General features: G+C 72.7%; 22 protein-coding genes and 1 pseudogene. 11 read left to right on the forward strand and 12 right to left on the reverse strand.

Annotated elements, in window-relative coordinates:
- Positions 1-96: 96 nt before the first annotated feature.
- Positions 97-1,881 (reverse strand): 3-hydroxyacyl-CoA dehydrogenase family protein, encoded by a 1,785-nt coding sequence (locus ACGF3A_RS33390; RefSeq protein ID WP_393734169.1) that lies wholly within the window; start codon positions 1,879-1,881, stop codon positions 97-99.
- Between the two features lie 314 nt (positions 1,882-2,195).
- Between ACGF3A_RS33390 and ACGF3A_RS33395 the strand changes: the two genes are divergently transcribed.
- Positions 2,196-2,780 carry a HEAT repeat domain-containing protein gene (locus ACGF3A_RS33395; protein ID WP_393734170.1) on the forward strand — a complete coding sequence of 195 codons (585 nt, stop codon included), beginning with the start codon at positions 2,196-2,198 and terminating at the stop codon, positions 2,778-2,780.
- 21 nt (positions 2,781-2,801) lie between these two features.
- On the opposite strand, the gene ACGF3A_RS33400 is transcribed toward ACGF3A_RS33395, so the two are convergent.
- Together ACGF3A_RS33400 and ACGF3A_RS33405 are read right to left on the reverse strand one after the other, a co-directional pair.
- Complete coding sequence (locus ACGF3A_RS33400) at positions 2,802-4,049, reverse strand: cytochrome P450 (RefSeq protein WP_393734171.1); 1,248 nt, start codon at positions 4,047-4,049, stop codon at positions 2,802-2,804.
- Positions 4,050-4,148: 99 nt separating this feature from the next.
- Positions 4,149-4,736, reverse strand: coding sequence for a GNAT family N-acetyltransferase (locus ACGF3A_RS33405; protein ID WP_393734172.1), 588 nt, complete (start codon positions 4,734-4,736; stop codon positions 4,149-4,151).
- A 113-nt stretch (positions 4,737-4,849) separates the two neighbouring features.
- Between ACGF3A_RS33405 and ACGF3A_RS33410 the strand changes: the two genes are divergently transcribed.
- A complete protein-coding gene (locus ACGF3A_RS33410) occupies positions 4,850-5,800 on the forward strand; it encodes an alpha/beta hydrolase (protein WP_393734173.1) in 951 nt (316 codons plus the stop codon).
- Here the strand turns inward: ACGF3A_RS33410 and ACGF3A_RS33415 are convergent.
- Positions 5,775-6,305 carry a GNAT family N-acetyltransferase gene (locus tag ACGF3A_RS33415; RefSeq protein ID WP_393734174.1) on the reverse strand — a complete coding sequence of 177 codons (531 nt, stop codon included), beginning with the start codon at positions 6,303-6,305 and terminating at the stop codon, positions 5,775-5,777. The two genes, ACGF3A_RS33410 and ACGF3A_RS33415, sit on opposite strands and share 26 nt — an antisense overlap.
- 61 nt (positions 6,306-6,366) lie before the next feature.
- Here ACGF3A_RS33415 and ACGF3A_RS33420 point away from each other — a divergent pair, with 61 nt between their 5' ends.
- Entirely contained in the window at positions 6,367-6,879 is a 513-nt protein-coding gene (locus tag ACGF3A_RS33420) for a pyridoxamine 5'-phosphate oxidase family protein (RefSeq protein WP_393734175.1), read from the forward strand.
- 99 nt (positions 6,880-6,978) lie between these two features.
- On the opposite strand, the gene ACGF3A_RS33425 is transcribed toward ACGF3A_RS33420, so the two are convergent.
- From ACGF3A_RS33425 to ACGF3A_RS33445, 5 genes are all read right to left on the reverse strand, one after another.
- Positions 6,979-7,257 carry a hypothetical protein gene (locus ACGF3A_RS33425; protein WP_393734176.1) on the reverse strand — a complete coding sequence of 93 codons (279 nt, stop codon included), beginning with the start codon at positions 7,255-7,257 and terminating at the stop codon, positions 6,979-6,981.
- Complete coding sequence (locus ACGF3A_RS33430) at positions 7,254-7,826, reverse strand: RNA polymerase sigma factor (protein ID WP_393734177.1); 573 nt, start codon at positions 7,824-7,826, stop codon at positions 7,254-7,256. The genes ACGF3A_RS33425 and ACGF3A_RS33430 overlap by 4 nt, the downstream gene beginning before the upstream one ends.
- A 282-nt stretch (positions 7,827-8,108) precedes the next feature.
- Entirely contained in the window at positions 8,109-10,451 is a 2,343-nt protein-coding gene (locus tag ACGF3A_RS33435) for an MMPL family transporter (RefSeq protein ID WP_393734178.1), read from the reverse strand.
- A gap of 222 nt (positions 10,452-10,673) precedes the next feature.
- Positions 10,674-11,288, reverse strand: a complete 615-nt coding sequence (locus tag ACGF3A_RS33440; protein ID WP_393734179.1) for a TetR/AcrR family transcriptional regulator — start codon at positions 11,286-11,288, stop codon at positions 10,674-10,676.
- Between the two features lie 182 nt (positions 11,289-11,470).
- Positions 11,471-12,529 (reverse strand): Rv2578c family radical SAM protein, encoded by a 1,059-nt coding sequence (locus ACGF3A_RS33445; protein WP_393734180.1) that lies wholly within the window; start codon positions 12,527-12,529, stop codon positions 11,471-11,473.
- Positions 12,530-12,684: 155 nt separating this feature from the next.
- Here ACGF3A_RS33445 and ACGF3A_RS33450 point away from each other — a divergent pair.
- The 6 genes and pseudogenes from ACGF3A_RS33450 to ACGF3A_RS33475 form a co-directional block, all read left to right on the forward strand.
- Positions 12,685-13,128, forward strand: a pseudogene (locus tag ACGF3A_RS33450) (SRPBCC family protein); the annotation flags it as partial.
- Positions 13,129-13,670: 542 nt separating this feature from the next.
- Positions 13,671-16,010: an MFS transporter gene (locus ACGF3A_RS33455; protein ID WP_393734181.1), complete on the forward strand. Its 2,340-nt coding sequence runs from the start codon at positions 13,671-13,673 to the stop codon at positions 16,008-16,010.
- A gap of 220 nt (positions 16,011-16,230) precedes the next feature.
- A complete protein-coding gene (locus ACGF3A_RS33460) occupies positions 16,231-17,064 on the forward strand; it encodes a M55 family metallopeptidase (RefSeq protein ID WP_393734182.1) in 834 nt (277 codons plus the stop codon).
- Positions 17,057-18,415 carry a M20/M25/M40 family metallo-hydrolase gene (locus ACGF3A_RS33465; protein WP_393734183.1) on the forward strand — a complete coding sequence of 453 codons (1,359 nt, stop codon included), beginning with the start codon at positions 17,057-17,059 and terminating at the stop codon, positions 18,413-18,415. Before ACGF3A_RS33460 ends, ACGF3A_RS33465 begins: the two co-directional genes overlap by 8 nt.
- 6 nt (positions 18,416-18,421) lie before the next feature.
- On the forward strand, positions 18,422-20,575 hold the full coding sequence (locus ACGF3A_RS33470) for an LpqB family beta-propeller domain-containing protein (RefSeq protein WP_393734184.1): 2,154 nt from the start codon (positions 18,422-18,424) through the stop codon (positions 20,573-20,575).
- A 32-nt stretch (positions 20,576-20,607) separates the two neighbouring features.
- A complete protein-coding gene (locus ACGF3A_RS33475; protein WP_393734185.1) occupies positions 20,608-21,105 on the forward strand; it encodes a DinB family protein in 498 nt (165 codons plus the stop codon).
- A 44-nt stretch (positions 21,106-21,149) separates the two neighbouring features.
- Here ACGF3A_RS33475 and ACGF3A_RS33480 read toward each other — a convergent pair whose 3' ends face one another.
- Positions 21,150-22,061: an aminoglycoside phosphotransferase family protein gene (locus ACGF3A_RS33480; RefSeq protein ID WP_393734186.1), complete on the reverse strand. Its 912-nt coding sequence runs from the start codon at positions 22,059-22,061 to the stop codon at positions 21,150-21,152.
- A gap of 253 nt (positions 22,062-22,314) precedes the next feature.
- Positions 22,315-23,961 carry a right-handed parallel beta-helix repeat-containing protein gene (locus ACGF3A_RS33485; RefSeq protein WP_393734187.1) on the reverse strand — a complete coding sequence of 549 codons (1,647 nt, stop codon included), beginning with the start codon at positions 23,959-23,961 and terminating at the stop codon, positions 22,315-22,317.
- 154 nt (positions 23,962-24,115) lie between these two features.
- Here ACGF3A_RS33485 and ACGF3A_RS33490 point away from each other — a divergent pair, with 154 nt between their 5' ends.
- Together ACGF3A_RS33490 and ACGF3A_RS33495 are read left to right on the forward strand one after the other, a co-directional pair.
- The gene (locus ACGF3A_RS33490; protein ID WP_393734188.1) at positions 24,116-24,778 is read left to right on the forward strand and encodes a 4'-phosphopantetheinyl transferase family protein; all 663 of its coding nucleotides are present in this window, start codon (positions 24,116-24,118) and stop codon (positions 24,776-24,778) included.
- A gap of 47 nt (positions 24,779-24,825) precedes the next feature.
- Complete coding sequence (locus ACGF3A_RS33495; RefSeq protein ID WP_393734189.1) at positions 24,826-25,062, forward strand: DUF1049 domain-containing protein; 237 nt, start codon at positions 24,826-24,828, stop codon at positions 25,060-25,062.
- A 43-nt stretch (positions 25,063-25,105) separates the two neighbouring features.
- Here the strand turns inward: ACGF3A_RS33495 and ACGF3A_RS33500 are convergent, their stop codons facing one another.
- On the reverse strand, positions 25,106-25,378 hold the full coding sequence (locus tag ACGF3A_RS33500) for a hypothetical protein (protein WP_393734190.1): 273 nt from the start codon (positions 25,376-25,378) through the stop codon (positions 25,106-25,108).
- Positions 25,379-25,500: the final 122 nt, after the last annotated feature.

The following is a 25,500-nucleotide window of genomic DNA, read 5'->3' on the forward strand; positions in this document are numbered from 1 at the left end:
GTTCGGGGGACGGGCCGCTGCCCGTGGGTTCCAGCAGCCCGCCCCAGGCGGGGCCCGCAGGCCCCGCCCACCCGGAGGGTCGGTTCACCGGTGGGTTCACCGGCGCGCGTACTCGCGGAAGCCCCGTCCCGACTTGCGCCCGAGGCAGCCCGCGGCGACGAGGTGCTCCAGCAGCGGCGCGGGCGCGAGGCCGGGGTCCCGGAACTCGCGGTGCAGCACCCGCTCGATCGCCAGCGAGACGTCCAGCCCGACGACGTCCAGCAGCTCGAACGGGCCCATCGGGTAGCCCCCGCCGAGCCGCATCGCCGCGTCGATGTCGTCGAGCGTGGCGTAGTGCTCCTGGACCATCTTCACGGCGTTGTTCAGGTACGGGAACAGGAGCGCGTTGACGATGAAGCCCGCGCGGTCGCCGCAGTCCACGGGGTGCTTGCGGATCTGCCCGCAGATCTCGCGGACCGTCGCGTGCGCGTCGTCGGCGGTCAGCACGGTGCGCACGACCTCGACCAGCTTCATCGCGGGCGCTGGGTTGAAGAAGTGCATGCCGACGACGTCCTGCGGGCGCGAGGTCGCGCGGGCGCAGGCCACGACCGGCAGCGAGGAGGTCGTCGTGGCGAGCACGGCCCCCTCCTTGCACACCTTGTCGAGCGCCGCGAAGAGCTGCCGCTTGACCTCCAGGTCCTCGGCGACGGCCTCCACCGCGAGATCGACGTCCGCGAGCGCGTCGAGCGACCCGGCGGGGGTGATCCGGGCCAGTGCCGCGTCCCGCTGCTCGCCCGTCATCCGCCCCTTGTCGACCGAGCGGCTGAACGAGGAGGCGATACGGGCCTTCGCCGCCTCCGCCTTCTCCGCGCCGCGCGCCACCAGCACCGTGTCGTACCCGGCCTTCGCGAAGACCTCGGCGATGCCGCTCGCCATCGTGCCGGAGCCCGCGACCCCGACGGAGGAGACGGGACGGCCGTGCGCGCCGCTCCCGGCCGGGTCGGGGGTGAGGGCGTCGGCGACGACGGTGGCCGATCCCGGGCTCTCGTACGTGTAGAAGCCGCGGCCCGCCTTACGGCCCGTCAGCCCCGCGTCGCTGAGCTGGCGCAGCACGGGCGCGGGGGCGTGCAGCCGGTCGTGGGACTCGGCGTACATCGCGTCGAGCACCGTACGGGCCGTGTCGATGCCGATGAGGTCGAGCAGCGCGAGGGGGCCCATGGGCAGCCCGCAGCCGAGCTTCATCGCCGCGTCGATGTCCTCGCGGCTCGCGTACCGGGCCTCGTACATCGCCGCGGCCTGGTTCAGGTAGCCGAACAGCAGCCCGTCCGCGACGAATCCGGGCCGGTCGCCCACCGCGATCGGGTCCTTGCCCAGCTCGTGGGCCAGCTCCGTCACGGTGGCCACGGCCTCGGGCGAGGTCAGCACGGACGAGACGATCTCGACGAGCTTCATCGCGGGCGCGGGGTTGAAGAAGTGCAGGCCCAGCACCCGTTCGGGGCGGTCGGAGTCGGCGGCGAGGCGGGTCACCGAGAGCGCGTTGGTGCCCGTGGCGAGGATCGTGCCGGGCTTGACGACGGTGTCGAGGGCGGCGAAGACCTGGCACTTGGTGTCGTAGTCCTCGGGCACGACCTCGATGACCAGTTCGGCCTCGGCGGCTGCCTCGATGTCGGGGTACGTGCGGAAGCGGGAGAGCACCTCCCGGCGTTCGGACTCGGACATGCGCTCCCGGCGCACGGCGCGCGCCGTGGACGCCTCCAGGGCGGCAACAGCGTGCCGCGCGGCTGCGTCGTTCGTGTCAATGCCGATGACCTCGCGACCGGAGCGGGCGAGAATGTCGGCGATGCCGGTGCCCATGGTGCCGAGACCGACAACGGCGATGGTGCGCAGGGCAGGACGGTCCATCACGGGACTCCAGGAAGTTCGGGACACGGGCCCCTGCCGGGGCGTGGCAGACGAGGGTGAGGTGAGGGTGCTGTGCACATGCGTGTGCCGCCGCACTCACGGCCGTGCCCTGTCCCGGGGCACCGGCGTGCTGACCGCGCAGAACGCGCGGGATACGAGCCGAACCGAACCGACTGCACTCTCGGCGGCTGCGTCACCAGGCCGCCTGAGCGGGGGTGCCGCTCTGATGAGCACCTTAACCAGTGGGTAACCAGAAAGCCAGGGGTAGGACAAATTCCAGAGCTGTGGCATGTGGCACGTAAGGGGGAGCGGGAGTGGGCGACCCATTCCGAGCGCTGATCGACCGGGTGCGGCCCGACGCCGAGCCCGTCGAGTACGCACGTCTGGTGACGCTCGCCAGGCAGCGTGGGCCGGAGGCGCGCGACCAGCTCGCGTCCGTGCTCGTGGAGACCGAACGCCCGTTGTGGGCGCGGGAGATCGCGGCCTTCGCGCTGGGCAGCGCGGGGGACCGCAGAGCCTTCGAGACGCTGGTGTTCCTGCTGAACTACAGGGATCCCGTGTGCTGCGCGACGGCGGCACAGGCGCTGGAACGGCTCCGAGATCCCCGGACGGCCAGGGCGGCGGCCGCACTCGCCACGAATGAGCTGCGCACGGCCTACGCGCTCTATCCCGTGCGCCTCCTCACCGCGCTGCGCGCCCCCGAGTCCGTCCCCACGCTGATCAACGTCCTCCAGCGGCTGCTGATCGGGCCCCTGCACTACTGGCCCATCGCGGAGGCGTGCGTCCAGGGCCTGGGCGCGCTCGGCGACCGCCGGGCGATCCCGGTCCTGGACGCGGCGGCGGAGCTCCACCGGCTGTCACCGTCGGCGAAGGCGGCACGGGCGCGTATACCGGGGTAAGGCGACGCCCAAGGCGCCGGACTAGCGGGCGGCAGGCCCGAGGCGCATGGGCAGGCGCGTATGCCCGTTCGAGACGAAGCTGCTGACCTTCTCGATCTCCTCGGCGGGGTCGCCGGCGGCGAGTTCGGCGTGCGGGAAGCGCGCGAAGAACGCGGGCAGCGCGATCTCGGCCTCCAGCCGCGCCAGCGACATGCCCAGGCAGAGGTGGGTGCCGTACCCGAAGGCCAGGTGCGACTTGTCCGTCCTGGTGACGTCGTAGACGTCGGCGTCCTCGCCGTGCCAGGACGGATGCCGCCCGGCGGCGGCGTAGGCGGCGAGGATCGGCTCGTTCCGCCGGAGGACCAGGCCGTCGCCGAGGTCGAGATCCTCCACGGGGTAGCGCAGCGGCAGGTACGGGACGGAGGGCTCGGCGCGCAGCGTCTCCTCCGCCGCGTCGCTCCACGTGGCCCGGCCCTCCCGTACGTGCGCGAGCTGCTCGGGCCGGGTGAGCAGGTGGTAGAGCGACTGGTCGAGAAGGTTGACGGTGGTCTCGTGGCCCGCGGAGATCATCAGCAGCAGGGTGTCGAGCAGCTCCTGCTCGCCGAGCGCGCTCCCGTCCTCCTCGTCGCGCGCGGCGATCAGGAAGCTGGTGAGATCGTCGCCGGGCTCCCTCCGCCTCCGCTCGACCAGTTCGGCCAGGAGCGCGTACGCCGCCTTGCCGTTCTCCTCCGCTTCCTGGGCGGTGAGGGTGGTGTCGAAGATCCCGTCCACGCACGTGCGGAACCGGGGCGCGAACGCCTCGGGGACGCCCATGAGTTCTGAGATGACGCGGATGGGCACCTGGTAGGCGAACCGGTCGCGCACGTCCACGACCTCGTCGGGCCCGCTCCGGGCCATGTCGTCGAGGAGCGCTTCCGTGATGGCCTCGATCCGCGGACGCAGCACCTTGGTGCGGCGCGTGGTGAAGGCGGGTGCGATGAGCCTGCGGAGACGGGTGTGGTCGGCGCCGTAGGCGGTGAACATGTTGCGGACCGCCACCCAGATGATCATCGGCCAGTCGCCGGTGACGCGCCCGTCGATGAAATCCGGCCAGTGCCGGCGGGCGTCCTTGGAGACGCGGGGATCGGCCAGCAGCCGCTTGAGGAGGACCGGGTCGGTGACGGCCCACGCGTGCACGGGGCAGACGTCCCCCGGCAGCTTGACCCAGGCCGCCCGGCCCCGGGCGCGCAGCGCGGCACCTTCGGCGTGGATGTCGGTTCCGGCGGCGTCCAGTGCGTAGGGCTCGTCCATCCGGTGCCTCCCGGGGGCTTCGTGGACTTCGCGAGGTACAGCCTGCCGTTGCCGGGCGGGACGCGGAACGCTACGTCCGGCCGTATCCGCGAGCCTCTCCTACGGCGGAGGAGGCGAGGGGTACGTGTACGTGCAGCGGACGACGGCGAGCGGAGCACCGGCCACCCGCACCTGTGTGCGGGCCCCGTCCGCGTGGAAGCCCGCCGCCTCGTAGAAGCGCCGGGCGCGGTGGTTGTCCCGTACGACCCACAGCCGTACGCGGTGGAAGCCGAGGGCCGAGGCGCTGGTGAGGGCCGAGGCCATCAGCGCCCGGCCGGTGCCGGTGCCGATACGGTCCGGGTCGACGTAGAGCGTGTGCACCGCGCCGTCCACATCGGGGGTGGGCGTCGCGCGTGCGGGCTCGCCCTTGTCGTCGTACGGCCCCAGGGAGACCCAGCCGGTGACGCGGCCGTCCGGCTCCTCGGCGACGAGATCGACCCGACGGGTCCGGTCGGTCGGCATGCGCTCCACGGGAGTGGCGGCGGGCACGGCGGGAATGACGGACACGGCGGACACAGCGGACACAGCGGACACAGCGGGCACGGCGGACGCGGCGGGCACCATCCCGCCGTACGCGAACCACCAGCTCCGCGCGTACAGTCCGGCCACCGCCTCGACGTCGGCCTCGGTCATGATCCGTACGCGCATGGGGAGAGCGTCGCAGGCGGGCGCGGGCCGGGCGCCGAACGGCGCGCGGCGGGGGCGAGATGCCCGACATCTGGCGGATGCTCCCGTGCTGCGGGGCCGCGAGGATGGCGGGCATGGATCCCGAACTCGAAGCATTCATCCCTCTGCTGCCGGAGCCCGATCTGAGCGATCCGGTGGCCTACCGGAAGTTCTACGCGGAGCGCGCGGCCGTGATGCCCGAGCCGGACACCGCGGGCATGGAGATCGAGGACCGCACGGTGTCCGCCGACGTCGCCGCCGACGTCGACGTCCCGATACGGATCTACCGCCCGCACGCATCGCACCACCACCCGGGCGGCGCCCTCATCTGGCTGCACGGCGGCGGCTGGATCGTCGGCGACCTGGACACGGAGCGCCACGCGGCGGCCCGGCTCGTGAACGGCACCGACGCCGTCGTGATCTCCGTCGACTACCGGCTGGCCCCCGAGAACCGCTTCCCGGCGGCCCTGGACGACTCGTACGCCGTCCTGGAATGGACCGCCGCGCACGCCGCCGAACTCGGCGTCGACCCGGCCCGGATCGCCGTCGGCGGCCACAGCGCGGGCGGCGCGCTGGCCGCCGCCGTGACCCTGCGCGCCCGGGACGAGCAGGGACCGCCGATCGCGTTCCAGGTCCTCAACGAGGCCATCCTCGACGACCGTTCGGAGACGTGGTCGGCGCGGAACTTCACCGACACGCCCTGGAACACGCGCGCCGTACGGGCCGCGTCGTGGGCCCACTACCTGGGCTCCGGCCCCGCCACCCCGTACGCGGCGCCCGCGCGGGCCGACGACCTGTCCGGCCTGCCCCCGGCCTACCTCGCGACCGCCGAGTTCGACCCCAACCGCGACGAGGGCATCGAGTACGCCCAACGCCTCCTCCAGTCAGGCGTGTCCGTCGAACTCCGCCAGTGGCCCGGCACCTTCCACGGCTCCCAGGCCTTCCAGTCCGCCGACGTCTCGCAACGCCAGATGGCCGAACTCTGCGCCGTCGTCCACCGGGCACTGACCGCGCCCGCGCTCAGGGGTGCCGGGCAAGAGTCCTGACGTAGCGGACCTCGGGGACCGTCGTGCCGTCGATCTCGAATCCGGCCTCCTCGCCGTCGGTCGTGAAGCCCGCCACCTCGTAGAAGCGGCGGGCTCTCGCGTTGTCGCGGAGGACCCAGAGGAGGATGCGGGGCGCGCCGGACGCGGTGGCGGCGTCGAGGACGGCCGTCATGAGGGCCCGGCCCGCGCCGGTGCCGATGCGGTCGGGGCGTACGTACAGGGCGTACAACTCGGCGTCCCCGTTCGAAGACGGCGACTCGTCCGTACGGTACGGGCCCCAGGACGCCCACCCGATGGTCTCCCCGCCGTCCTCGATGATCAGGGACGGGACGGGCGGGCTCCCGTCCTCCGCGAGGTGCTCGCGCCTGCGCGCGGCGTCCTCCTCCGGGCTCAGGGCGTCCAGCACGGGCTGCGGGATCAGCCCCGCATACGCGAACTGCCAGCCACGGACGCGCAGCGTGGACACGCTATCGATGTCGGCCTCGGTCATGTCTCTTACACGCATGGGGGAGAGCTTCGCAGGAAACCGGACAGAGGTTGTCGGAATTCTGCGGAAGCCTGGGCGTATGGAGAACGGAATGAGCTGGCAGGGCGTACAGGCCGCGGAACCGGAGTTCGCGAAGAACGTCGAGGCGCGCTTCGGCGCGTACCGGCACCACGTCCTCGGCACACTGCGCGCGGACGGCGCGCCGCGGCTGACGGGGATCGAGGCCGACTTCCGGGGCGGCGAGCTGTGGCTCGGGATGATGCCGAACTCGCGGAAGGCGCTGGACCTGCGCCGCGACCCGCGCTTCTCGCTGCACGCGAACCCGGGCGGGGGCACGGACATGGACGGGGGAGACGCACGGATCTCCGGACACGCGGTCGAGGTCACGGCCCCCGACGAGCTGGCGGAGTGGGCCTCGCACGCGCCGGAGGGCGACATCCCGGAGGAGTTCCACCTCTTCAGGACCCGGATCGAGGAGATCACGCGGGTGTCGATCGAGGGCGAAGAGATCGTCTTCCGCGTCTGGAACCCGGGCCGTCCCCTCCGAACGATCAGACGCGGCAACGACGCCGCCCCTCCGAGGGAGGACTAGAGGGCTTCTGACGGTTCTCCGCGGCGTCGCGACGCCCGGCACGCACTCTCGCCGCACCGGACGCCGCTCCTTCCTCCACGGAGATCCATCAGAAAACCCCTATCCCGGCCCGGTGGTGCGGCCCGCGGGGACGGTCAGCTCGCACCGGCCGTCCTCGCCGCACGCGCGCTGGAGGCGGCCCCGGGAGAGGGTCTGCGCCAGGCCGACGGCCCAGCACATCGGGCACCCCCGGAGCGCCAGCACTCCCACGGGCAGCAGGGCCAGGCTGAGCGGTCCGACGGCCGGCAGGAGCGCGACCGAGCCGATCAGCGCGCCGAAGCCCACCGCCCCGCGCAGCAGATGCCGAGGCATGGAGGCACTCGCGAAGTCCGTCATCATCGGCCTCCGGTACTGAGCGTGTACTGCACCGTTCGGCGGGCGCGGTGCAGGCGCGACTTCATCGCCGCGGTGCTGAGCCCCAGCGCCTCGGCGACCGCCCGGCCGCTCTGCCCCTGCACGTCCCGCATGATCAGCACCTGCCGCTGGTCGGGCGGCAGCGCGGCGATGGCCTCCGCCGTCCGGCTCGCCTCCATACGCCGCAGCGCCTCGTCCTCGGCGGAGTCCACGACCGACCCCGCTGCCGACTCCGCGGTGGTGTCCGGTGCCAGCGGTGCCGCCGGTGGGCGGCCTCGTGCCAGCGCCCGTGCGCGGCGCAAGCACTCGTTGCGCACGATGCGGAACATCCACGACGCCAGCGCACCGGACGCCCGCAGCAGCCCGATCTTGCGGTACAGGATGATCAGGGCTTCCTGAGCCGCGTCCTCGGCGTCCTCCGGGGTTGCGCAGAGAGAACGCGCGAAGCGGCGTACGTTCGGATGCGAGCCCGACACCAGAGCTGCGATCGCCTCCGCATCACCGCCCTGCGCGGCGACGATCACCTGCTCACCCGGCCAGCCCGTGTCAGCCACGCGAGCCCCGCCTCCGCTTCAGGACGAACACGCAGGTGCAGAGCAGCACCATGCCCACGACCACGGCGACTCCGACACCGATTCCCACACTCACGACAACCTCCAGCTTCCGGCCCGACGTGCGTCGGGACAAGAACTCATTCGTCGGTACACGAACTAGAGGCGTCGGCGGCGCAAAAGGATTCAGCCTGGCGGGTGCGCTCCGCACGGCACGGCACGGCACGGCCCTGTCCGGGAGTTCAGGCGCGAGGGGAGCGGGAGCCGCGAGGGCCGCTGAGGCCGTCAGCCACGGTCGCCCGCACGGCCACCCACGAGTTCGCTCTCGTCCTCCTTCCAGCCGCCCTGCGCTCCCACGTCCCCGGATGCGGAGCCGGACGTGGCGCGGGGTCCGGCACTGGACGCCGACTCGTCGGCGAGGGCCGCGCCCTCGATGTCGACCTGTGGCAGGGCCCGGTCCAGCCAGCGGGGGAGCCACCAGGCGGACTTGCCGAGCAGCTTCAGCACTGCGGGCACGAGCGCCATGCGGACCACGAAGGCGTCGAACAGGACGGCGACTGCGAGGCCGAAGCCGATCATCTTGACCATGGCCTCGCTGGATCCTATGAACCCGGCGAACACGCTGATCATGATCACTGCCGCGGCCGTCACGACCCGTGCCCCATGGGTGAAGCCGGTGACGACGGACTCCTCCGGCGACTCCCCGTGGACGTACGCCTCCCGCATCCGGGTCACCAGGAATACCTCGTAGTCCATGGCCAGTCCGAAGACCACGCCGATCAGGAAGATCGGCATCATGCTCATCACCGGGCCCGTCTCCTCGACCCCGAACAGGCCGCCCAGCCACCCCCATTGGAAGACCGCGACCACGGCACCGAGCGAGGCGACGACCGAAAGCAGGAAGCCGAGCGCGGCCTTGAGCGGCACCAGGAGCGAGCGGAAGACGACGATCAGCAGGACGAACGCGAGCCCGACGACGAGGGCGAGATACGGGATCATCGCGTCGCTGAGCTTCTGCGAGACGTCGATGTTCATCGCGGTCGAACCGGTGACCAGAGCCGTGGCCCCGGTGTCGGCCTCGGCCCTGTCCGACCGGTCCCGGATCTCGTGCACCAGGTCCTCGGTTGCCGTGTCGCCGGGGCCGGACTTGGGGAGCACGGTGAGCACGGCGGTGTCGCCCGCCTTGTTGAAGACCGGCGGGTTCACCGCCGCCACGTTCTCCAGGCCCTCGATGTCCCCGGCGATCCGTCCCGCCGCGGCCTTCGGGTCGTCGCTGCCACGGGCGTCGACGGTGACCATCAGGGGGCCGTTGGCGCCCTTGCCGAAGGACTCGGCGATCATGTCGTAGGCCTTGCGCTGGGTGGTGTCGGTGGGCTGGGCACCGTCGTCGGGGAGGCCCAGCTCCATGCTGGAGGCGGGGACGGCGACGATGCCGAGGCCGACGACCGCCGCCAGCAGGACGGCGACGGGGCGGCGCAGCACGAAGCGCGCCCAGCGGGTGCCCAGCGCGGGCTTGCCGCCCGTGCCTGTGGCCTTCTCTCCGGTCTCTCCGGTCTCCTCGGTCTTCTTGGCCTTCCTGGCCTCTTGAGTCCCGGCCTCCGGCGCCCCCTTGCGTGCCTTGCGGCTGAGCGCCCGGTCGCCGGCGAAGCCCAGCAGGGCGGGGACGAGTGTGACAGCGATCAGTACGGCGATGGCGACAGCGCCCGCCGCGGCCAGGCCCATCTTGGTGAGGATCGGGATGTTGACCACCGACAGCCCGGCGAGGGCGATCAGCACCGTCAGCCCAGCGAAGATCACCGCAGATCCCGCCGTGCCGTTGGCCCGGCCGACCGCCTCCAACGGGGCGCGGCCCTCGGCCCGTTCAGCCCGGTAGCGGGAGACGATGAACAGCGCGTAGTCGATGCCGACGGCGAGGCCGAGCATCATCGCCAGGGTGGGCGTGGTGCTGTTGAGGTCCAGCGGCACGGACAGCGCGGTGATGGCGGCGACGCTGATGCCGACGCCGATCAGCGCGGTCAGCAGCGGCAGCCCGGCCGCCACGAGCGAGCCGAACGTCATCAGCAGCACCACGGCCGCGATGCCGACGCCGATGATCTCGGTGGCGCCGGTCTCCGGTATGGGCTGGAGTGCGTCGCCGCCGATCTCTACGGTCAACCCGCCCTTCCGGCCGTCCTCGGCCGCCTGCCGGAGCGCGTCCCGGTCCTTGTCCTCCAGCTCGAAGGACTTGACCTTGTAGGAGACCTGAGCGATCGCGGTCGTGCCGTCCTTGCTGACGGACTTGGTCCGGAACGGGTCGGTGACGGCTCCGACCTCGTCGGAGCTGGCCTTGAGGTCACCGACGACCCGCTCGACCTGCTCCTTCTGCGCGGGACCCGTGACCTTCTCGCCGTCGGGGGCGCGGAGCACGACGCGCGCGGTGGCGCCGTCCGCGTGCATCTCGGGCACGCGCTCGTCCAGGAGGTCGAAGGCCTTCTGGGCCTCGGTGCCCGGGATGGTGATCGCGGACGAGCCGGTACCGGCACCGGCGGCGCCCGCTCCGGCGGCGCCGAGCAGCACCACCCACAGCAGCATGACGAGCCAGCGTCGGCGAAAGGCCGACCGGCCGACTCGGGCGAGGAATGTGGCCATGGCGGGGGGACTCCCTGGGATGGATCGGAAAAAGGGATAGAAAGAGCCTGAAGAGAGCTTGATAAGCCGAAAAAACGGCGCAACGGGCCGCACCGATGGCGTCGATTGGCGTCGATGCCATGCCATCGGCTCAAGAGAGCGGGCGACTATCGGGTGCGGGTGCGGGTGCGGGTGCGGGTGCGGGTGCGGTGCCGGGGTGCCGCTGTCGGCCCGGCGGGACCGTCAGGTGGTCAGGACCGCGGGGAGGACCACGGCGTCCACGTAACGCTCCAGGAAAGTGGGGTCCGCTTCCCGGCCGTCGATTATCCGCTGCCCCACCATCACGCCGAGCATCAGGTGAGGGACGAACTCAAGGGCGGGATTGCCTTCGGCGACCTCGCCCCGGTCCACGGCGCGCTGGAGCATCGAGTCGAGGAACTGGGCCTCGGGCTCGATGAGTACCGAGCGGACCGCTCGCTCCAACTCCGTGTCGCGCTGCATCGCGTGACCGAGGCCGCTCAGCAGCTCGGTGTCGCGGTAGATCTCCCCGCTGACGCGGCGCCGCATCTCGTGGAGGTCCCCGGCGAGCGTCCCGGTGTCGATGTCGGCGAGGGTCACCCGCTGCTCGGCCAGCAGCGCGCGGGCCACCAGATGCGGCTTGCTCTCCCACTGCCGGTAGAGCGTCGCCTTGCTGGACTTGGTGCGGGAGGCTACGGCGTCCATCGTCAGCGTGTCGTACCCGTCCTCGCGGACCGAGTCGAGCACGGCGTGGTAGATCTCCTGCTCCCGCTCGGGGGTGAGTCTGCTGCGGCGCTGTCCGGCGGCGGGAGCCGCGGAGGCTGCTGCCTGTCCGGCCATGGGCACTCCTGTCTGCCGCGGCCGCCCCGGATGATGAACGAGGCGAACGAAACGGTGTCGTACGCGACGACAGTACCCCCAGCGCCGAGCGAAACGCAAGAGTATCGAAACGCTGTCGTTCAGCGCGGCGATGAGGTGCGGGCGGCACGGGCGGGCACGGGCGGTGCGGCCGGCACAGGTCCCTACAGCAGCGTGAGCTGCGTGCAGTGCGGGTTGTCCTGGTCCTCGGAACGCTCCTCGGCCGCTGCCCCGGCGGGCTCCGGGCGGATCTCGGCGCGGCGGTGTTCGCCCGGGGCCGTCGGGCCGAGGCCGTACTCGGCGGCCAGCTCATGGACTTGGCGCGTGATGCGGCGCTGGTACCAGGTGGGGGCGTACGGGCCGTTCGCGTAAAGAGCCTCGTAGTGGCGGACGAGGTGCGGGTGGTGTTCGGCGAGCCAGCGCATGTACCACTCGCGGGCGCCGGGGCGCAGGTGGAGCGCGAGCGGTGTGACGGAGTGCGCGCCCGCTGCCGCGATGGCGCGCACGGTGGTGCGGAGCTGCGCGGGGGAGTCGCCGAGGAAGGGGATGACGGGGGCCATCAGTACCCCGCACGGGATGCCGTGCTCGGCGAGGGTGCGTACGACGTCGAGGCGGCGTTCCGGCGCGGGCGTGCCCGGCTCGACCGTGCGCCACAGCTCCTCGTCGGTGAAGCCGACGGAGACCGAGACGCCGACGTCGGTGATGGCGGCGGCCGAGCGCAGCAGGTCGAGATCGCGGAGGATCAGCGTCCCCTTGGTGAGGATGGAGAAGGGGTTCGCGTAGTCGCGCAGGGCGGTGAGGATTCCCGGCATCAACCGGTAGCGCCCCTCCGCTCGTTGGTAGCAATCGACGTTGGTGCCCATCGCGATGTGCTGGCCGTGCCAGCGCGAGCCGCTCAGCTCCTTGCGCAGCAGCTCGGGCGCGTTGACCTTGACGACGATCTGGGAGTCGAAGCCCTCCCCGGTGTCGAGGTCCAGATAGCTGTGCGTCTTGCGCGCGAAGCAGTAGACGCAGGCGTGGGTGCAGCCCCGGTAGGGGTTCACGGTGAATTCGAACGGCATGCGTGAGGCGCCCGGCACCTTGTTCACGATCGAACGGGCGCGGACCTCGTGGAAGGTCACGCCGCGGAACTCAGGCGTGTCGAACGTGCGGGTGACGGCGTGCGTACCGAACAGCGCGGGCGCCGCGGAGGGTCCCTCGCCACTCAGATCGTCCCAGCGCATGGCGGCCTCCTCCGTGTCTCACCCGTGTCGTCCGTCTCTCTCGAACCTAGAATAGAACACATGTTCCCTTCCCTTGTGTCAAGCCGGATTTTGGCGGGTGGCGGGTTGGTGGTTGGCTGAACGCCCCGTTCCGTAATCCACTGACAGGAGGAGCAATGGCGCAGGTCGAGGCGACCACCCAGCGTGAGATCGCGGCCAGGCCGGACGACGTGTTCGATGCCCTCGCCGACTACGGCGAGGTACGCGAGAAGCTGCTGCCGGGGCACTTCAGCGAGTACGAGGTGCGGGAGGGCGGCGACGGCGAGGGGACCGTCGTCCACTGGAAGCTCCAGGCGACCAGCAAGCGCGTCCGGGACTGCCTGCTGGACGTCACCGAGCCCACGGACGGAGAACTGGTCGAGAAGGACCGCAACTCCTCCATGGTCACCACGTGGCGCGTCACCCCGGGGAACGGCGACGGCGCCGCGCGGGTCACGGTCACCACCGTCTGGAACGGCGCGGGCGGCATTGGTGGCTTCTTTGAGAAGACCTTCGCGCCGAAGGGGCTCGCACGGATCTACGACGAACTGCTGGCGAATCTCGCCGCCGAGACGGAGAAGGCCGAGCGGGCCCGTAAGGCCGAGGAGAAGACGGACGGGGGCGAGCAGGGGGCGGACGCGGAGGGCGCCGAGAAGCCCGCCGCCGAGGCTGCCGAGAAGTCCGCCGAGGAGGGCGAAGGGTCCGAAGAGGGCGAGGGGAAGGCTGCCGGGGCGGCCGCCGAATCCGCCGCCGGGAAGAAGGGCGAGGCTTCGGAGGAAGGCGCGAAGCCCGTCGACGGCGACACCGAGAAGTAGCCCCGCGCCACGCGCAGTTGCTCACCGGTTCGAGTGGTTTTCGCGGCGGCACAGGCGTACGCCGGTCGTGCGGTCACCGCACGGCCGCCGTCGCGAAAGTCCTGCTGAACGCCTGGTGAGCGGCTGAACTGCGGTGAGCGCCGGGCAGTTGAGCCCCTCCCGTCACACGCGCCACGCCCGTTCCCGGTTGCTCCTGCTTGTCGTGCAATGGGAGTAATACTCCCCCCGGAAACGGCGGCAAGGGGAGAGTGATGAGCGGGACGGGCGGGGCGACCCTCAGGATCAGGGACGATCAGGAACCTGTGAGCGTGGGCGCCGAGGAGGATCCCGGCGCCGTCGAGGTGACCCTGGAGATCCCCGACTACGTGCTGCCGCTCCCGGCGCAGCGCGGACCGGACGAGCCGGGCGAGCCGGAGGCGGCGGAGGGTGACGACGCCGAACCTCCGCTGGGCGGCGAGGCGTTGCCCGTACGGCCCGCGGTGGGGCAGACCGCGCTCGCGCCGGTCGAGGACGCCGAGGTCTCCGGCGGGGCCGAGGGGTCCGCCGGGCCGGGGCCCGGGGTGTGGCGGCGGATGACCGCGCTGCTCGGGGTGACGCTTGCAGTGGCGGTCACGGCGCTCGAACAGACCGTGATCGCCGCCGCCTTGCCGCAGCTCACCGGTGAACTCGGCGGCGCCGACCGGACGTTCTGGATCCTGGTCCTCCCCCTCGTCGCCATGGCCTTCGGGCCGCTCCTCTTCGGCTGGCTGGGCGACCGCTGCGGCCACACGGGCTCGTTCGGGCTCGCGCTCGCCGTGTTCACCGCCGGTTCCGCGGTCGCGGGCTGGTGCGGCGCCGTGCCGGAGCTGATCGCCTTCCGGATCGTGCAGGGTGTCGCGGCGGGCGGCGTGCTCGCCGAGGCCCGCTGGGTCGCCTCCGGCACGGGCCCCGCCCGTACGCGCACACGCCGACTGGGCTTCCTGCTCGTCGTCCTCGGGCTCGCGGCGGCGGCAGGGCCCGGCCTCGGCGGGTGGCTCACGGAGGCCCACGGATGGCGCTGGTGCCTGTGGCTGGCCCTTCCGGCGGGGCTGCTCGGGCTGGCGCTGGGCGCCTTCGCCGTGGACACGGGAGCGCGTACGCGCTCCCCCCGTTCCCCGCGCGCTCCCGGCTCCGCTCTCGCCGCCCTGCCCCGGCCGCGCGCCCTGCTCCTCTGCGCCGTCCTGGCCGTCGCGGCGGTGGGCGCGGCGGACGCGCTGCCCCACTATCTGTGGCTGGTCGACGCGGCGACGGGCGACGAGGGTGCCACGCGGGCGGGGCTGCTGCTGGCCCCGCTGCTCGGCGGCGTGCTGGCGGCCGCGCTGCTGGCCGGTGAACTCATCGCCCGTACCGGCCACTTCAGGACGTTCCCCGTCATCGGCTGTGCGATGGGCGTCGAGGGCATGTGGCTGCTCGCGCAGGTCGAGGCCGACACGTCCGAGGCCGTGTTCGGCGTCTGGACGGCCATCCTCGGGCTCGGCATCGGCTTCACGCTGCCCGTGCTCGTCCGCGCCGCGGGGGGCGCGCTGGGCGCGACGGGCCCGTACGCGGGCGCGCAGCGCGACTGGGTGCGCCGCACCGCGGGCGCCCTCGGGGCCGCGCTCGTCGCCGTCCTGCTCCTCCACCGGCTCGCCGTCGCCCTCGCGCCCGGGACCGACGGGCTGCCGGACGCGCTGCGTGACATGTACGCGGACACGTACGCCGACGCCATGCCGCGCGCCTTCCTCTCGCTTCTGCCGATGCTCCTGCTGGGGCTTCTGCTCGCCCTCTTCCTGAAGGAGAACTCCCTGGTGACCCAGCACATTTCCGTTCCCCAGGCGCGCGCCTCCGAGCCCGTCACCGCGACCGTCGGCACCGTCGGAGCCCCGACGAGCGCCGGTGTCCCGGTCTGCGGCAGCGTCCGGCACCACGACGGCAGCAGCGTCCCGCACGCCGCGCTGACCCTCGTCGACACGGCGGGCCGCCAGGTCGGGCGCGGCGCGACGGGCGAGGACGGGCGGTACGCGCTGAGCACGCCGGGCGAGGGCGCGTACGTCATGATCGCCTCCGCCGGGGGTCACCAGCCGCGCGCGGTCAGCGTCAGCGTCGGTGAGCGCCCCGTCGAGCTGGACGTGGTGCTGGGCGGCGCCGGACGGCTCGCGGGCAGCGTGCTCACGGCCGACGGGCAGCCGGTCAAGGACGCGGCCGTGACGCTGACGGACGTGCGCGGCGAGGTCGTCGCGACGACGCACAGCGGGCGTGAAGGGACGTACGTCATCGGCGACCTGGTCGCGGGGGAGTACACGCTCGCCGCGAGCGCCCCCGTCTACCGGCCCGCGGCGCTCCCCGTCTCCGTGCAGGCGTCGCGCGAGACCCGGCAGGACATCGAGCTGGCGGGCGGCGCCGTGCTGCGGGGCACCGTCCGGGCCGGTGGCGGGCGGCCGGTCGAGGAGGCGCGGGTGACGCTGCTGGACGCGGCGGGGAACGTCGTGGACACGGTGACGACGGGCGCGGACGGCGCGTTCCGGTTCGTCGATCTGTCCTCCGGCGAGTACACCGTCGTGGCGGCCGGATATCCGCCGGTGGCCACGGTTCTGCAGATCGCCGGGGGCGGCCGGACGGAGCGGGACCTCCAACTCGGCCACGAGGACTGAGCGGGGCTCGGGCCGAGCTCGGCCCGAGCCCCGGCCCGGGGGCCGGCCACGGGCCGGGGCTCGGGGCTGAATCCGGACCCGGCTCGGGTACGGTCCGGCGCGCCCGGCGCGGGATGAACGGGCTGGTCAGCGCGGCGGCCAACGGCCGTTAGTGGTATAGACCTTCAACAGTTATCCACAGGTCTGTCCTTGTCCTGAGCGACCGCGTAACGTTCCAGACATGAAGATCCTCATCAGCGCCGACATGGAGGGCGCCACGGGAGTCACCTGGCCCGGCGACGTCTTGCCGGGGGCGTCCCAGTGGGAGCGGTGCCGCCCGATGTTCACCTCGGACGTGAACGCAGCGATCACAGGCTTCTACGAAGCGGGTGCCGACGAGGTGCTGGTGAACGAGGCGCATTGGTCGATGCGCAATCTCCTCATCGAGCAGCTGGACGAGCGCGCCCAGATGCTCACCGGCAGACACAAGTCCCTCAGCATGATCGAGGGCGTCCAGCACGGAGACGTGGACGGGATCGCCTTCATCGGCTATCACGCGGCGGCCGGAGACGAGGGCGTCCTCGCCCACACCTATCTGGCGAACTCGCTGACGGGGGTCTGGGCAGACGGCGTCCGCGCCAGCGAGGGCCTGCTCAATTCGCTGGTGGTCGCGGAGTACGGGGTCCCGGTCGTCCTCGTCACGGGCGACGACCGCACGATCGAGGACGCGAAGGGATACGCGCCGGACGCCGAGGGCGTGGCCGTGAAGGACTACGTCTCGCGGTATGCGGCGGTGTGCCGCACCCCCGCCCGCACCGCCGCCGACATCCACGCGGCGGCCTCCCGCGCCGTCGCCCTCGCCGGGCGCCGGGAGCCCGCCGAGCCCCAGCCGCACACGATCGAGATGGAGTTCGACGCCGAGCACCTCGTCGGCGCCGCCACGGTCGTGCCCGGTGTCCGCAAGACCGCCGAGCGCCGGGTGGCCTACACGTCCCCGTCGGCGTACGAGGCGATCCGCTGCTTCAAGGCGGTCACGACCGTCGTCTCGTCGGCGGTGGAGGAGCAGTATGGCTGAGCGCCCCGGGACCGGACCTGCCGGACACGTGGACCAGCAGGCCCTGGACGAGGTCGTCACGGCCACCTCGGAGCTGATCCGTATCGACACCACGAACAGGGGCCATGGGGAGGGCGGCGAGCGCCTCGCCGCGGAGTATGTCGCGGAGAGACTGGCCGACGCCGGGATCGAGCCCACGCTGCTGGAGAAGACCCCGGGCCGGACGAACGTCGTCGCGCGGATCCCCGGCACCGACCCCTCCGCCGACGCCCTGCTGCTCCACGGCCATCTGGACGTCGTCCCCGCCGACCCGTCCGAGTGGACCGTCCATCCCTTCTCGGGCGAGGTCCGGGACGGCGTGGTGTGGGGCCGCGGCGCCATCGACATGAAGAACGCGGACGCGATGATGCTCACCGTCGCCCGCGCCTGGGCCCGTGCGGGCGTGCGTCCTCCGCGTGACATCGTGCTGGCCTTCACGGCGGACGAGGAGGACAGCGCCGAGTTCGGCTCGGACTATCTCGCCGACCGGCACGCGGAGCTGTTCGAGGGCTGCACCGAGGGGATCAGCGAGTCCGGGGCGTTCACCTTCCACGCGGGAGGCGGCCTGCGGATCTATCCCGTCGCGGCGGGCGAGCGCGGCACCGCCTGGCTCAAGCTCACCGCCCACGGCCGCGCGGGCCACGGCTCGAAGGTCAACAAGGAGAACGCGGTCAGCAGGCTCGCCGCCGCCGTCCACCGCATCGGCGAGCACGAGTGGCCGCTCCGGCTCACCCCCACCGTGCGCGCCGCGCTCGACCGGCTCGCCGAGCTGCACGAGCTGCCGCCGCTGAGCGAGGGCGCCACCGCCGAGGAGGTGGACGCGCTGCTCACCAAGCTCGGCCCGGCCGCCTCGCTCGTCGCGCCCACCGTGCGCAACAGCGCCAACCCCACCATGCTCAACGCGGGTTACAAGGTGAATGTCGTCCCCGGCACCGCCGAGGCGCGGGTCGACGGGCGGATGCTGCCCGGCGGCGAGGAGGAGTTCCACGCCACGCTGGACCGGCTCACCGGGCCGGACGTGGAGTGGGAGTTCCAGCACCGCGAGATCCCGCTCCAGGCGCCGGTGGACTCCCCGCTGTTCGGGGCGATGCGGGAGGCGCTGGAGCACTTCGACCCCGGCGCGCACGTGGTGCCGTACTGCATGTCGGGCGGCACCGACGCCAAGCAGTTCTCCCGCCTCGGCATCGTGGGATACGGATTCTCGCCGCTCCGGCTCCCCGAAGGCTTCGACTATCAGGCGATGTTCCACGGTGTGGACGAGCGTGTGCCCGTCGACGCCCTGCACTTCGGAGTTCACGTGCTCGACCGCACTCTGCTCGGATCAGGAGGCTGACCCCAGATGACCACCCAGGCCCCCTACGGCACCTGGCCTTCCCCTCTCGACGCCCCGCTCGTGGCCGCGCACGACGGGCGGCCCGAATTCCTCGGCGCCGTCGGCGACGAGCTGTGGTGGACCGAGCCCCGTCCCGAGGAGGGCGGCAGGCGGGCCCTGGTGCGGCTCCCCGTCGAGAGCCGCTGCGAGGGCCGGAACGCCCAGGACGTCCAGGACGGTCAGGGCGGCGAAGGCGGCGAAGGCAGCGAGGGCGGTGCGGGTGCCCGGGGCGGTAAGGGCGCCGTCTCCGTGCTCCCCGCGCCGTGGAACGTGCGTAACCGCGTCATCGAGTACGGCGGCCAGCCCTGGGCCGGAGCCCCGCGGACGCCCGAGGAGGGCGGCCCGCTGATGGTCTTCACCCACTTCGCCGATCAGCGGCTCTACGCGTTCGCGCCCGACGCGCCTGACGGGGCCGACGTTTCCGGTGGGCCCGGCGCGCCCGGCGGTGGCCCCGTGGCGCTCACCCCGCTCTCCGGCGTCACCGAGCACGGGCTGCGCTGGTGCGATCCCGTGGTGCTGCCCGAGCGGGGCGAGGTGTGGTGCGTGATGGAGGAGTTCACCGGTGAGGGGCCCACGGATGTGCGGCGTGCGCTCGTCGCCGTGCCGCTCGACGGCTCGGCGGCCGGGGACCGGGCGCGGGTGCGCGAGCTGACGGACGACGCGGACCGGTTCGTGACCGGCCCGCGGCTCTCGCCCGACGGCCGCCGCGTCGCCTGGATCGCGTGGAACCACCCCGCGATGCCCTGGGACAGCACCCGCGTCAAGACGGCGCGGATCGCGGGGGACGGGAGCCTGACCGAGGTCACGGTCGTCGCGGGCGGCGAGGGCCAGTCGGTGGCGCAGGCCGAGTGGGCGGCCGACGGCACGCTGCTCATCGCCGCCGACGCCAGCGGCTGGTGGAACCTGCACCGGCTCGACCTCGACGCGGCGGGCGGCCAGGGGCGTCCGCTGTCGAAGGCGCTCTGCCCACGCGAGGAGGAGTTCGCGGCGGGGATCTGGAAGATCGGCCAGCGCTGGTTCGCGCCCCTGCCCAACGGGCTCGTGGCCACGCTGCACGGCCGGGGCGCGATGACGCTCGGCGTCCTCGACCCCGAGACGGGCGACCTGGTGGACACGGCGGGCCCGTGGACCGAGTGGGCGCCGTCCCTCGCCGTCACCGGTACCCGGGTCACCGGCATCGCCGCCAGCCCCCGCAGTTCGTACGAGATCGTGGAGCTGGACACGCGGACGGGCCACAGCCTGGTCGTGGCGGCCCCGCACCACGACCAGGTGGATCCGGCCTACTACCCGGAGCCGCAGATCCGCACCTTCGTCGGCCCCGACGGGCGGGACATCCACGCGCACATCTATCCGCCGCACCACCCGCACCACACGGCGCCGGACGGCGAGCTGCCGCCGTACGTGGTGTGGGCGCACGGCGGGCCCACGAGCCGCGCGCCCCTCGTCCTCGATCTGGAGATCGCCTATTTCACGTCCCGAGGGATCGGCGTCGCCGAGGTCAACTACGGGGGCTCGACCGGCTACGGACGGGAGTACCGCGACCGGCTGCGCGAGCAGTGGGGCGTGGTCGACGTCGAGGACTGCGCCGCCGTCGCCCGCACCCTGGCCAAGGAGGGCACGGCCGACCCGGCCCGGCTCGCGATCCGGGGCGGCAGCGCGGGCGGCTGGACGAGTGCGGCCTCGCTGACCTCGCCCACGGTCTCGGGGCTGTACGCGTGCGGGACGATCACGTATCCGATCCTCGACCTGGAGGGCTGGGCGACCGACGAGACGCACGACTTCGAGTCGCAGTACCTGGAGTCGCTGGTCGGGCCGCTCGCAGACTACCCCGCGCGGTATCGGGAGCGTTCGCCGCTGCACCGGGCGGCGAATCTGGCGACGCCGTTCCTGCTGCTCCAGGGGCTCGACGATGTGATCTGCCCGCCCATCCAGTGCGAGCGCTTCCTGGAGCAGGCCGAGGGCCGCGGGGTCCGGCACGCCTACATCGCGTTCGAGGGCGAGGGCCATGGCTTCCGCCGCGCGGAGACGATCATCAGGGCGGTGGAGGCGGAGCTGTCCCTGTACGCGCAGACGTTCGGCATCACGCGGACGGACGTTCCGGCCCTGGAGCTGAGCAAGTGACCGTTCCTCCGCTCCCTTCCGGGGAGCCTCCGATGTCCGTGGCGGAGCCGCACGCGCTGCTGGAGGGGTACCTCGACTACTGCCGGGGTGCTCTGCTGCGGAAGCTGGAGGCGCTGCCGGAGAGCGAGTCGCGCTCCAGCGTGCTGCCCTCCGGGTGGACGCCGCTGGAGCTGGTCCGGCACCTCACCCATGTCGAGCGGCGCTGGCTGCGCTGGGGGTTCGAGGCCGAGCAGATCCCCGAGCCCTGGGGCGACCGGGGCCCCGGGGACCGCTGGCACGTGCCGGAGGAGATGACGGCGGAGGAGGTGGTCGAGGAGTTCCTCGCGGAGGCCGAGCGCTCCCGGAAGATCACCGGGGCCGCCGCGCTCGGTGACCCGGCCCGTACGGGCGGCCGCTTCGGAGCGGACGGTGACAAGCAGGAGGTGCCAGCGCTGAGTTGGATCCTCTTCCATCTCCTCCAGGAGTACGCGCGTCATCTCGGGCATCTGGACGTGGTGGTCGAGCTGGCGACGAGAGAGACGGGGGAGTAGGAGGAGAGGGAGCAGGGGCAGGGGCAGGAGCTGGTGCGGGCGGGTCAGAGTCCGGCTACGTCGGCCAGGAGGCGGGCCTGGCGGAGGAGGGTGACGCTGTTGTCGAGGGTGTCGTCCTCGTCGACGGACCAGAGGGCGTACTCGATGTGACGTGCCACCGACCAGGCCCGTACGCGGTCCAGGTCCTCGTCCAGCGCGTCCGCCACGAGCGCCGTGCGGTGCGCGAGCACGGCGTGCGGGTCGGGCTTGGCGAAGGGGTCATCGACCTGTTCTATCAACGGCCATGGCTCGAAGGCCGGGTCGCCGGTGAGCGGGTGCGGGTCGATGGCCAGCCAGGGGGCGCGTTCGGCGGCCATCAGGTTGCCGGGGTTGAAGTCGCCGTGGACCACGACCTGGCGCCCGGTGCCGCGCGGCAGGTCGCGGAAGAGTTCGGCGCCGAGCCGGAAGAGGCCCGCGTCCAGGGCGGACGGCCAGGTGCGGGCGGCCTGTTCCTCGGCCAGGTCCGCCCACTCGGAGGTGAGTTCGGCGACGCTCTCCAGGCCGAGGGCACGTCCTTCGTCGAGGTCGGCGCGCCACAGTTCGCGCATGACCTCGCAGCCGAGGAGCAGCCGCTCGTCGGCCGGGATCGCGGTGGAGCGGCCCAACTCGGTGCCGGGGTCGCAGCGTTCGAGGAGCAGTGCGTAGTGCTCGGGGTCGTGGGCGAGGACGCGGACGGCGCCGCGCCCGTTCCACAGCCGCAGCGTCGGCCCCTCCGGGACGGCCTCGCGGTGGGGCCAGGTCACCTTGAGCACGGCGGGCGAGCCGTCGGCGCGCTCGACGGGTGCCACCCAGGACGAACTGCCGCCATGGTACGGGGCGCCGAGCCGCAGGTCCCACTGCTCACGCATCCGCTCCACCAGCGCGGGCAGCCCGGCCAGCCACTCCCGGCCGCTCTCGGTCCGGCGCATCTCCGTCATCACGGGCAGGGTCCGCGGAAAGAGTTCCTCCGGGACCGGGACCGGGACCGGGACCGGGGCCGGGGCCGGGGCCGCTGGCGGGGGCGTCATGGGCGTCACATGTGTCTCGGGCGCGACGGGTGTCTCGGGAGTCTCGGGCGTCATGGGCGTCATGGGCGTCTCGGGCCTCACTGGCGTCACGGGCGTGCCTCTCTCGGATCCACGCGAGGGGTGACCACCGGGAGATCGGCAGGGGCAGCGGATCAGCCGGGGGTCACCGGGGACCGCCATGGTAGGCACCCAAGTCCGGCGTATCCGGCACGGGGTTGCCGAAGTAGTCACGCCCGCCGTTGTCCTGCACCGGGACGCCCGCGCCGAGTGCCGGGGAGCCCTCGCGCAGGGCGATGCCCGCCGGGGAGCCGGGCGTCGTGCCGTCCGCTCCGCCCGTGAAGAGCGGGTCGCCGGTCACGGCGCCGCCGTCGCCGGAGGGGACGGACGGCACGCGGAAGTAGAGGTTGTGGTCGAAGGTGTTGGGCGCGGCGGAGACGGACGAGCCGCCCGCGGCGCCCGCGAGGACGTTGTTGCGGAACGTCACGCCGCCCGGCCCGTTCCCGCTGACCAGCGGCGTGCCCTCGACGCCGGTGGCGATCGTGTTGTTGTGGACCAGGGTGCGGGTGGAGGGCCCGCAGACGACGGAGACGACGCCGTAGGGCGCGGAGCGGTTCTGGTCGTTCAGGCTGACGTTGTAGCGGACGGTGTTGCGGTCGGAGGTCATGCCGTCGCCGTTGCAGACGAGGAGGAAGCCGCCCTCGTTGTCGTGGCTGTAGTTGTACTGGAAGACGTTGCCGTTGTTGCCGCCGTCGATGTCGAACGCCTGGGAGTCGCGGGTGCCGTGGCCGCCGGAGACCTCGTTGAACTGGGTCACGACCTTGTCCGAGTTCCAGGACCAGACCCCGGCGTTGTAGCCCGCCGAGCGCATGTTGAAGCCGTGCACACGGTTGTGCTCGACGCGGGCGCCGACCGCGTTGTGCGTGACGATGCCGTCGCCGCCGACGTCCCGGACGTCGTTGTTCCGCACCGCGAGTCCGGTGATCGGGGCGAACGAGGTGCCCGGACCGTTCGGGTGCTCCGGGCGCTTGCCCCAGGTGGAGGCCGTGCCGATGCCCGTACGGTCGACGTGCGCGACGGAGTTGCCGCGTACGGTCACGTCGTCGAATGCCGTCGGGCGCTTCTCGCCCGCCGCCGCGAAGAGGATGCCGCCCGAGCCCTCGACGTCCTTGACGTCGGCGCCGTTCACGTCGTGCACGTCGGTGTCCTCGACCACGTAATGACGGCCCGTCCCGTGGTCCGTGAGGCGGACGAGGATTCCGGCGCGGGGCTCGGTGGTGGTGGCGGGGCCCTTGTTCGTCACGGCGAGGCCGCGCAGCTCCCAGCCCTCGACGTTCTCCAGCAGCACCGCGGCGCGGGCGCCGCCGCCCGCGATCTCCGGCTTGGCCGTACGCCGCTCGCCCTGGCCGCCCTGGTCACCCTTCCGGCCTTCCCGGCGGTCCTCCCGGCCGCCCTCCCCGTACGCCCCGGCCCGGATCGGGGCCTCGGCGGTGCCGGAGCCCTTGGGCGCGAAGGTCCCCTCGCAACGGGTGCCGCGCGCGAACAGCACACGGTCGCCGGGCTCGTACGTCCGCGCCCCGGCCTTCGCGAGCGTGCGCCACGCGCTGTCCTGGTCCGTGCCGGACGCGGAATCGTCGCCGCCCGCGCAGTCCACGTAGTACGTGGTGCCTGTTCGGGTCTCCGCCGAGGCCGACGACGTGGCGGGGGCGGCGGTCAGCGGTACGAGCGCGACGGTTACGGCAGCCGCGGCGGCCGCGGCGGTGGCCAGTGCCGCCGCCCGGCTCCTGGGGCTGGAGTGCGAGCTGCTGCGCATGGGCGCTCCCGGGTCGGAGATCTGCAGGGTGCCGCCCGGGCGGGGAGGAGGGGAAGGGACAAACGGAGAACGGGACTTGGACCTTTTCGCGCCCCGACCCCGGACCGCTCGGGCTCGGGCCCGGGATTCGGACACTCTCAGGTAAGTTCTCCCTATGATCACGAGCCTCCGCGTCTTCCGGGTGTCCGCGCATGTCGCGGAGGCGAGGACGCCCTCCGCGTACGGGACGCTCGACCGGGACGAGTGCGAGCGCGCCGAGGCGTTCCTCCGGGACGTCGACCGGGACCGGTATCTCGTGGCACACACCGCGCTCCGCCGCGAGCTCGGCACCCACCTCGGCGTCCCGCCCGGCGAGGTCCCCCTCACGCGGGCCGACTGTCCGGTCTGCGACGGCCCGCACGGCCGTCCGTCCGTCGCCGGGGACCCGGTGCACTTCTCGCTGTCGCACGCGGGAGACCTGGTGCTGATCGCGCTGGCCGAGGAGCCGGTCGGGGTGGACGTCGAGGAGCACCCCGGTGCGAAGACCGTCGCCGAGACCGCCTCCGCGCTGCACCCGCGCGAGCGCGCGGAGCTGGAGGCGCTGCCCGAGGCCGCGCGTCCGGCGGCCTTCGCGCGGTGCTGGACGCGCAAGGAGGCGTACCTCAAGGGCACGGGCACCGGCCTCGCCGAGGACCCCGCGCTGACGTACGTGAGCACGCTCGGCGCCCCCGCCGACCCGCCCGGCTGGCGCCTCGCGGACGTCGAGGTGCCGGTCGGCTATGCGGCGGCCTCGGCCCTCGCCGCCGACGGGTCCCCGGCCGGGCCGCTCACCCGGTAGGACCGGCCCGCCGGGCGCCGCGCCGCCGGGGTCCCCAAGGTGGAGCCATGAGCCCCAAGACCTCCGGGACACGCTCCCGGGGCGGCTCCGGCCGCCTGATGACCACGGGCCGCATCACGCTGGGCGTGATCGTGGTCCTCGCGATCGTCTTCATCTTCGAGAACACCCGCCAGACCAAGATCCGGCTGCTGATCCCCGAGGTCACGATGCCGCTCTGGATGGCCCTCCTGGGCATGGGCGTGATCGGCTGGCTCGCGGGCCAATTCATGATCCGCCGCCGCTGAACCGGTACGCCCGCCGCACGGGCCCACGCCTTGCCGGCCCGGCTCAGTCGTCCGCCTGGCCGTCTCCGTCGAAGTCGTCCGCCTGGCCGTCTCCGTCGAACGAAGCGCCCAGGGCGTTGATGATCGTGTCGTCGTAGGCGGGCGTGAAACTGCCCTCGCCGGGTCCGCTGCCGTTTTCGCCCGGCACCGCCGTGGCACAGGTGTCCATGGTGCCGTCCCCGTCGCTCGCCGCCGCCGTGCCCGCCGTCGCGAGCCCGACCCCGCCTCCCGCGATCACGGTCACCGCGACCGCCGCCGCCAGCTTCCTCGCGCGCATGCGTACCCCCTCGTCCTGGTTCGTGGAGCGATGCGGCATCGTCCGTCGCGGACGCGCAAGATCGCGAGGTGTTTCGGGCGCGGCCGAAACACGGGCCGTCTCCGCGCGGGCCCGCAGCATCC

It is taken from the genome of Streptomyces sp. NPDC048172 (genome assembly GCF_043202595.1).
Taxonomy (GTDB): Bacteria; Actinomycetota; Actinomycetes; order Streptomycetales; family Streptomycetaceae; genus Streptomyces.

Coding starts and splice junctions, on each gene's coding strand:
- ACGF3A_RS33390 (WP_393734169.1), bottom strand. CDS start 1,881: ATGGACCGTCCTGCCCTGCGCACCATCGCCGTTGTCGGTCTCGGCACC.
- ACGF3A_RS33400 (WP_393734171.1), bottom strand. CDS start 4,049: ATGGACGAGCCCTACGCACTGGACGCCGCCGGAACCGACATCCACGCC.
- ACGF3A_RS33405 (WP_393734172.1), bottom strand. CDS start 4,736: ATGCGCGTACGGATCATGACCGAGGCCGACGTCGAGGCGGTGGCCGGA.
- ACGF3A_RS33410 (WP_393734173.1), top strand. CDS start 4,850: ATGGATCCCGAACTCGAAGCATTCATCCCTCTGCTGCCGGAGCCCGAT.
- ACGF3A_RS33415 (WP_393734174.1), bottom strand. CDS start 6,305: ATGCGTGTAAGAGACATGACCGAGGCCGACATCGATAGCGTGTCCACG.
- ACGF3A_RS33420 (WP_393734175.1), top strand. CDS start 6,367: ATGGAGAACGGAATGAGCTGGCAGGGCGTACAGGCCGCGGAACCGGAG.
- ACGF3A_RS33425 (WP_393734176.1), bottom strand. CDS start 7,257: ATGATGACGGACTTCGCGAGTGCCTCCATGCCTCGGCATCTGCTGCGC.
- ACGF3A_RS33435 (WP_393734178.1), bottom strand. CDS start 10,451: ATGGCCACATTCCTCGCCCGAGTCGGCCGGTCGGCCTTTCGCCGACGC.
- ACGF3A_RS33440 (WP_393734179.1), bottom strand. CDS start 11,288: ATGGCCGGACAGGCAGCAGCCTCCGCGGCTCCCGCCGCCGGACAGCGC.
- ACGF3A_RS33445 (WP_393734180.1), bottom strand. CDS start 12,529: ATGCGCTGGGACGATCTGAGTGGCGAGGGACCCTCCGCGGCGCCCGCG.
- ACGF3A_RS33460 (WP_393734182.1), top strand. CDS start 16,231: ATGAAGATCCTCATCAGCGCCGACATGGAGGGCGCCACGGGAGTCACC.
- ACGF3A_RS33465 (WP_393734183.1), top strand. CDS start 17,057: ATGGCTGAGCGCCCCGGGACCGGACCTGCCGGACACGTGGACCAGCAG.
- ACGF3A_RS33470 (WP_393734184.1), top strand. CDS start 18,422: ATGACCACCCAGGCCCCCTACGGCACCTGGCCTTCCCCTCTCGACGCC.
- ACGF3A_RS33475 (WP_393734185.1), top strand. CDS start 20,608: ATGTCCGTGGCGGAGCCGCACGCGCTGCTGGAGGGGTACCTCGACTAC.
- ACGF3A_RS33480 (WP_393734186.1), bottom strand. CDS start 22,061: ATGACGGAGATGCGCCGGACCGAGAGCGGCCGGGAGTGGCTGGCCGGG.
- ACGF3A_RS33485 (WP_393734187.1), bottom strand. CDS start 23,961: ATGCGCAGCAGCTCGCACTCCAGCCCCAGGAGCCGGGCGGCGGCACTG.
- ACGF3A_RS33490 (WP_393734188.1), top strand. CDS start 24,116: ATGATCACGAGCCTCCGCGTCTTCCGGGTGTCCGCGCATGTCGCGGAG.
- ACGF3A_RS33495 (WP_393734189.1), top strand. CDS start 24,826: ATGAGCCCCAAGACCTCCGGGACACGCTCCCGGGGCGGCTCCGGCCGC.
- ACGF3A_RS33500 (WP_393734190.1), bottom strand. CDS start 25,378: ATGCGCGCGAGGAAGCTGGCGGCGGCGGTCGCGGTGACCGTGATCGCG.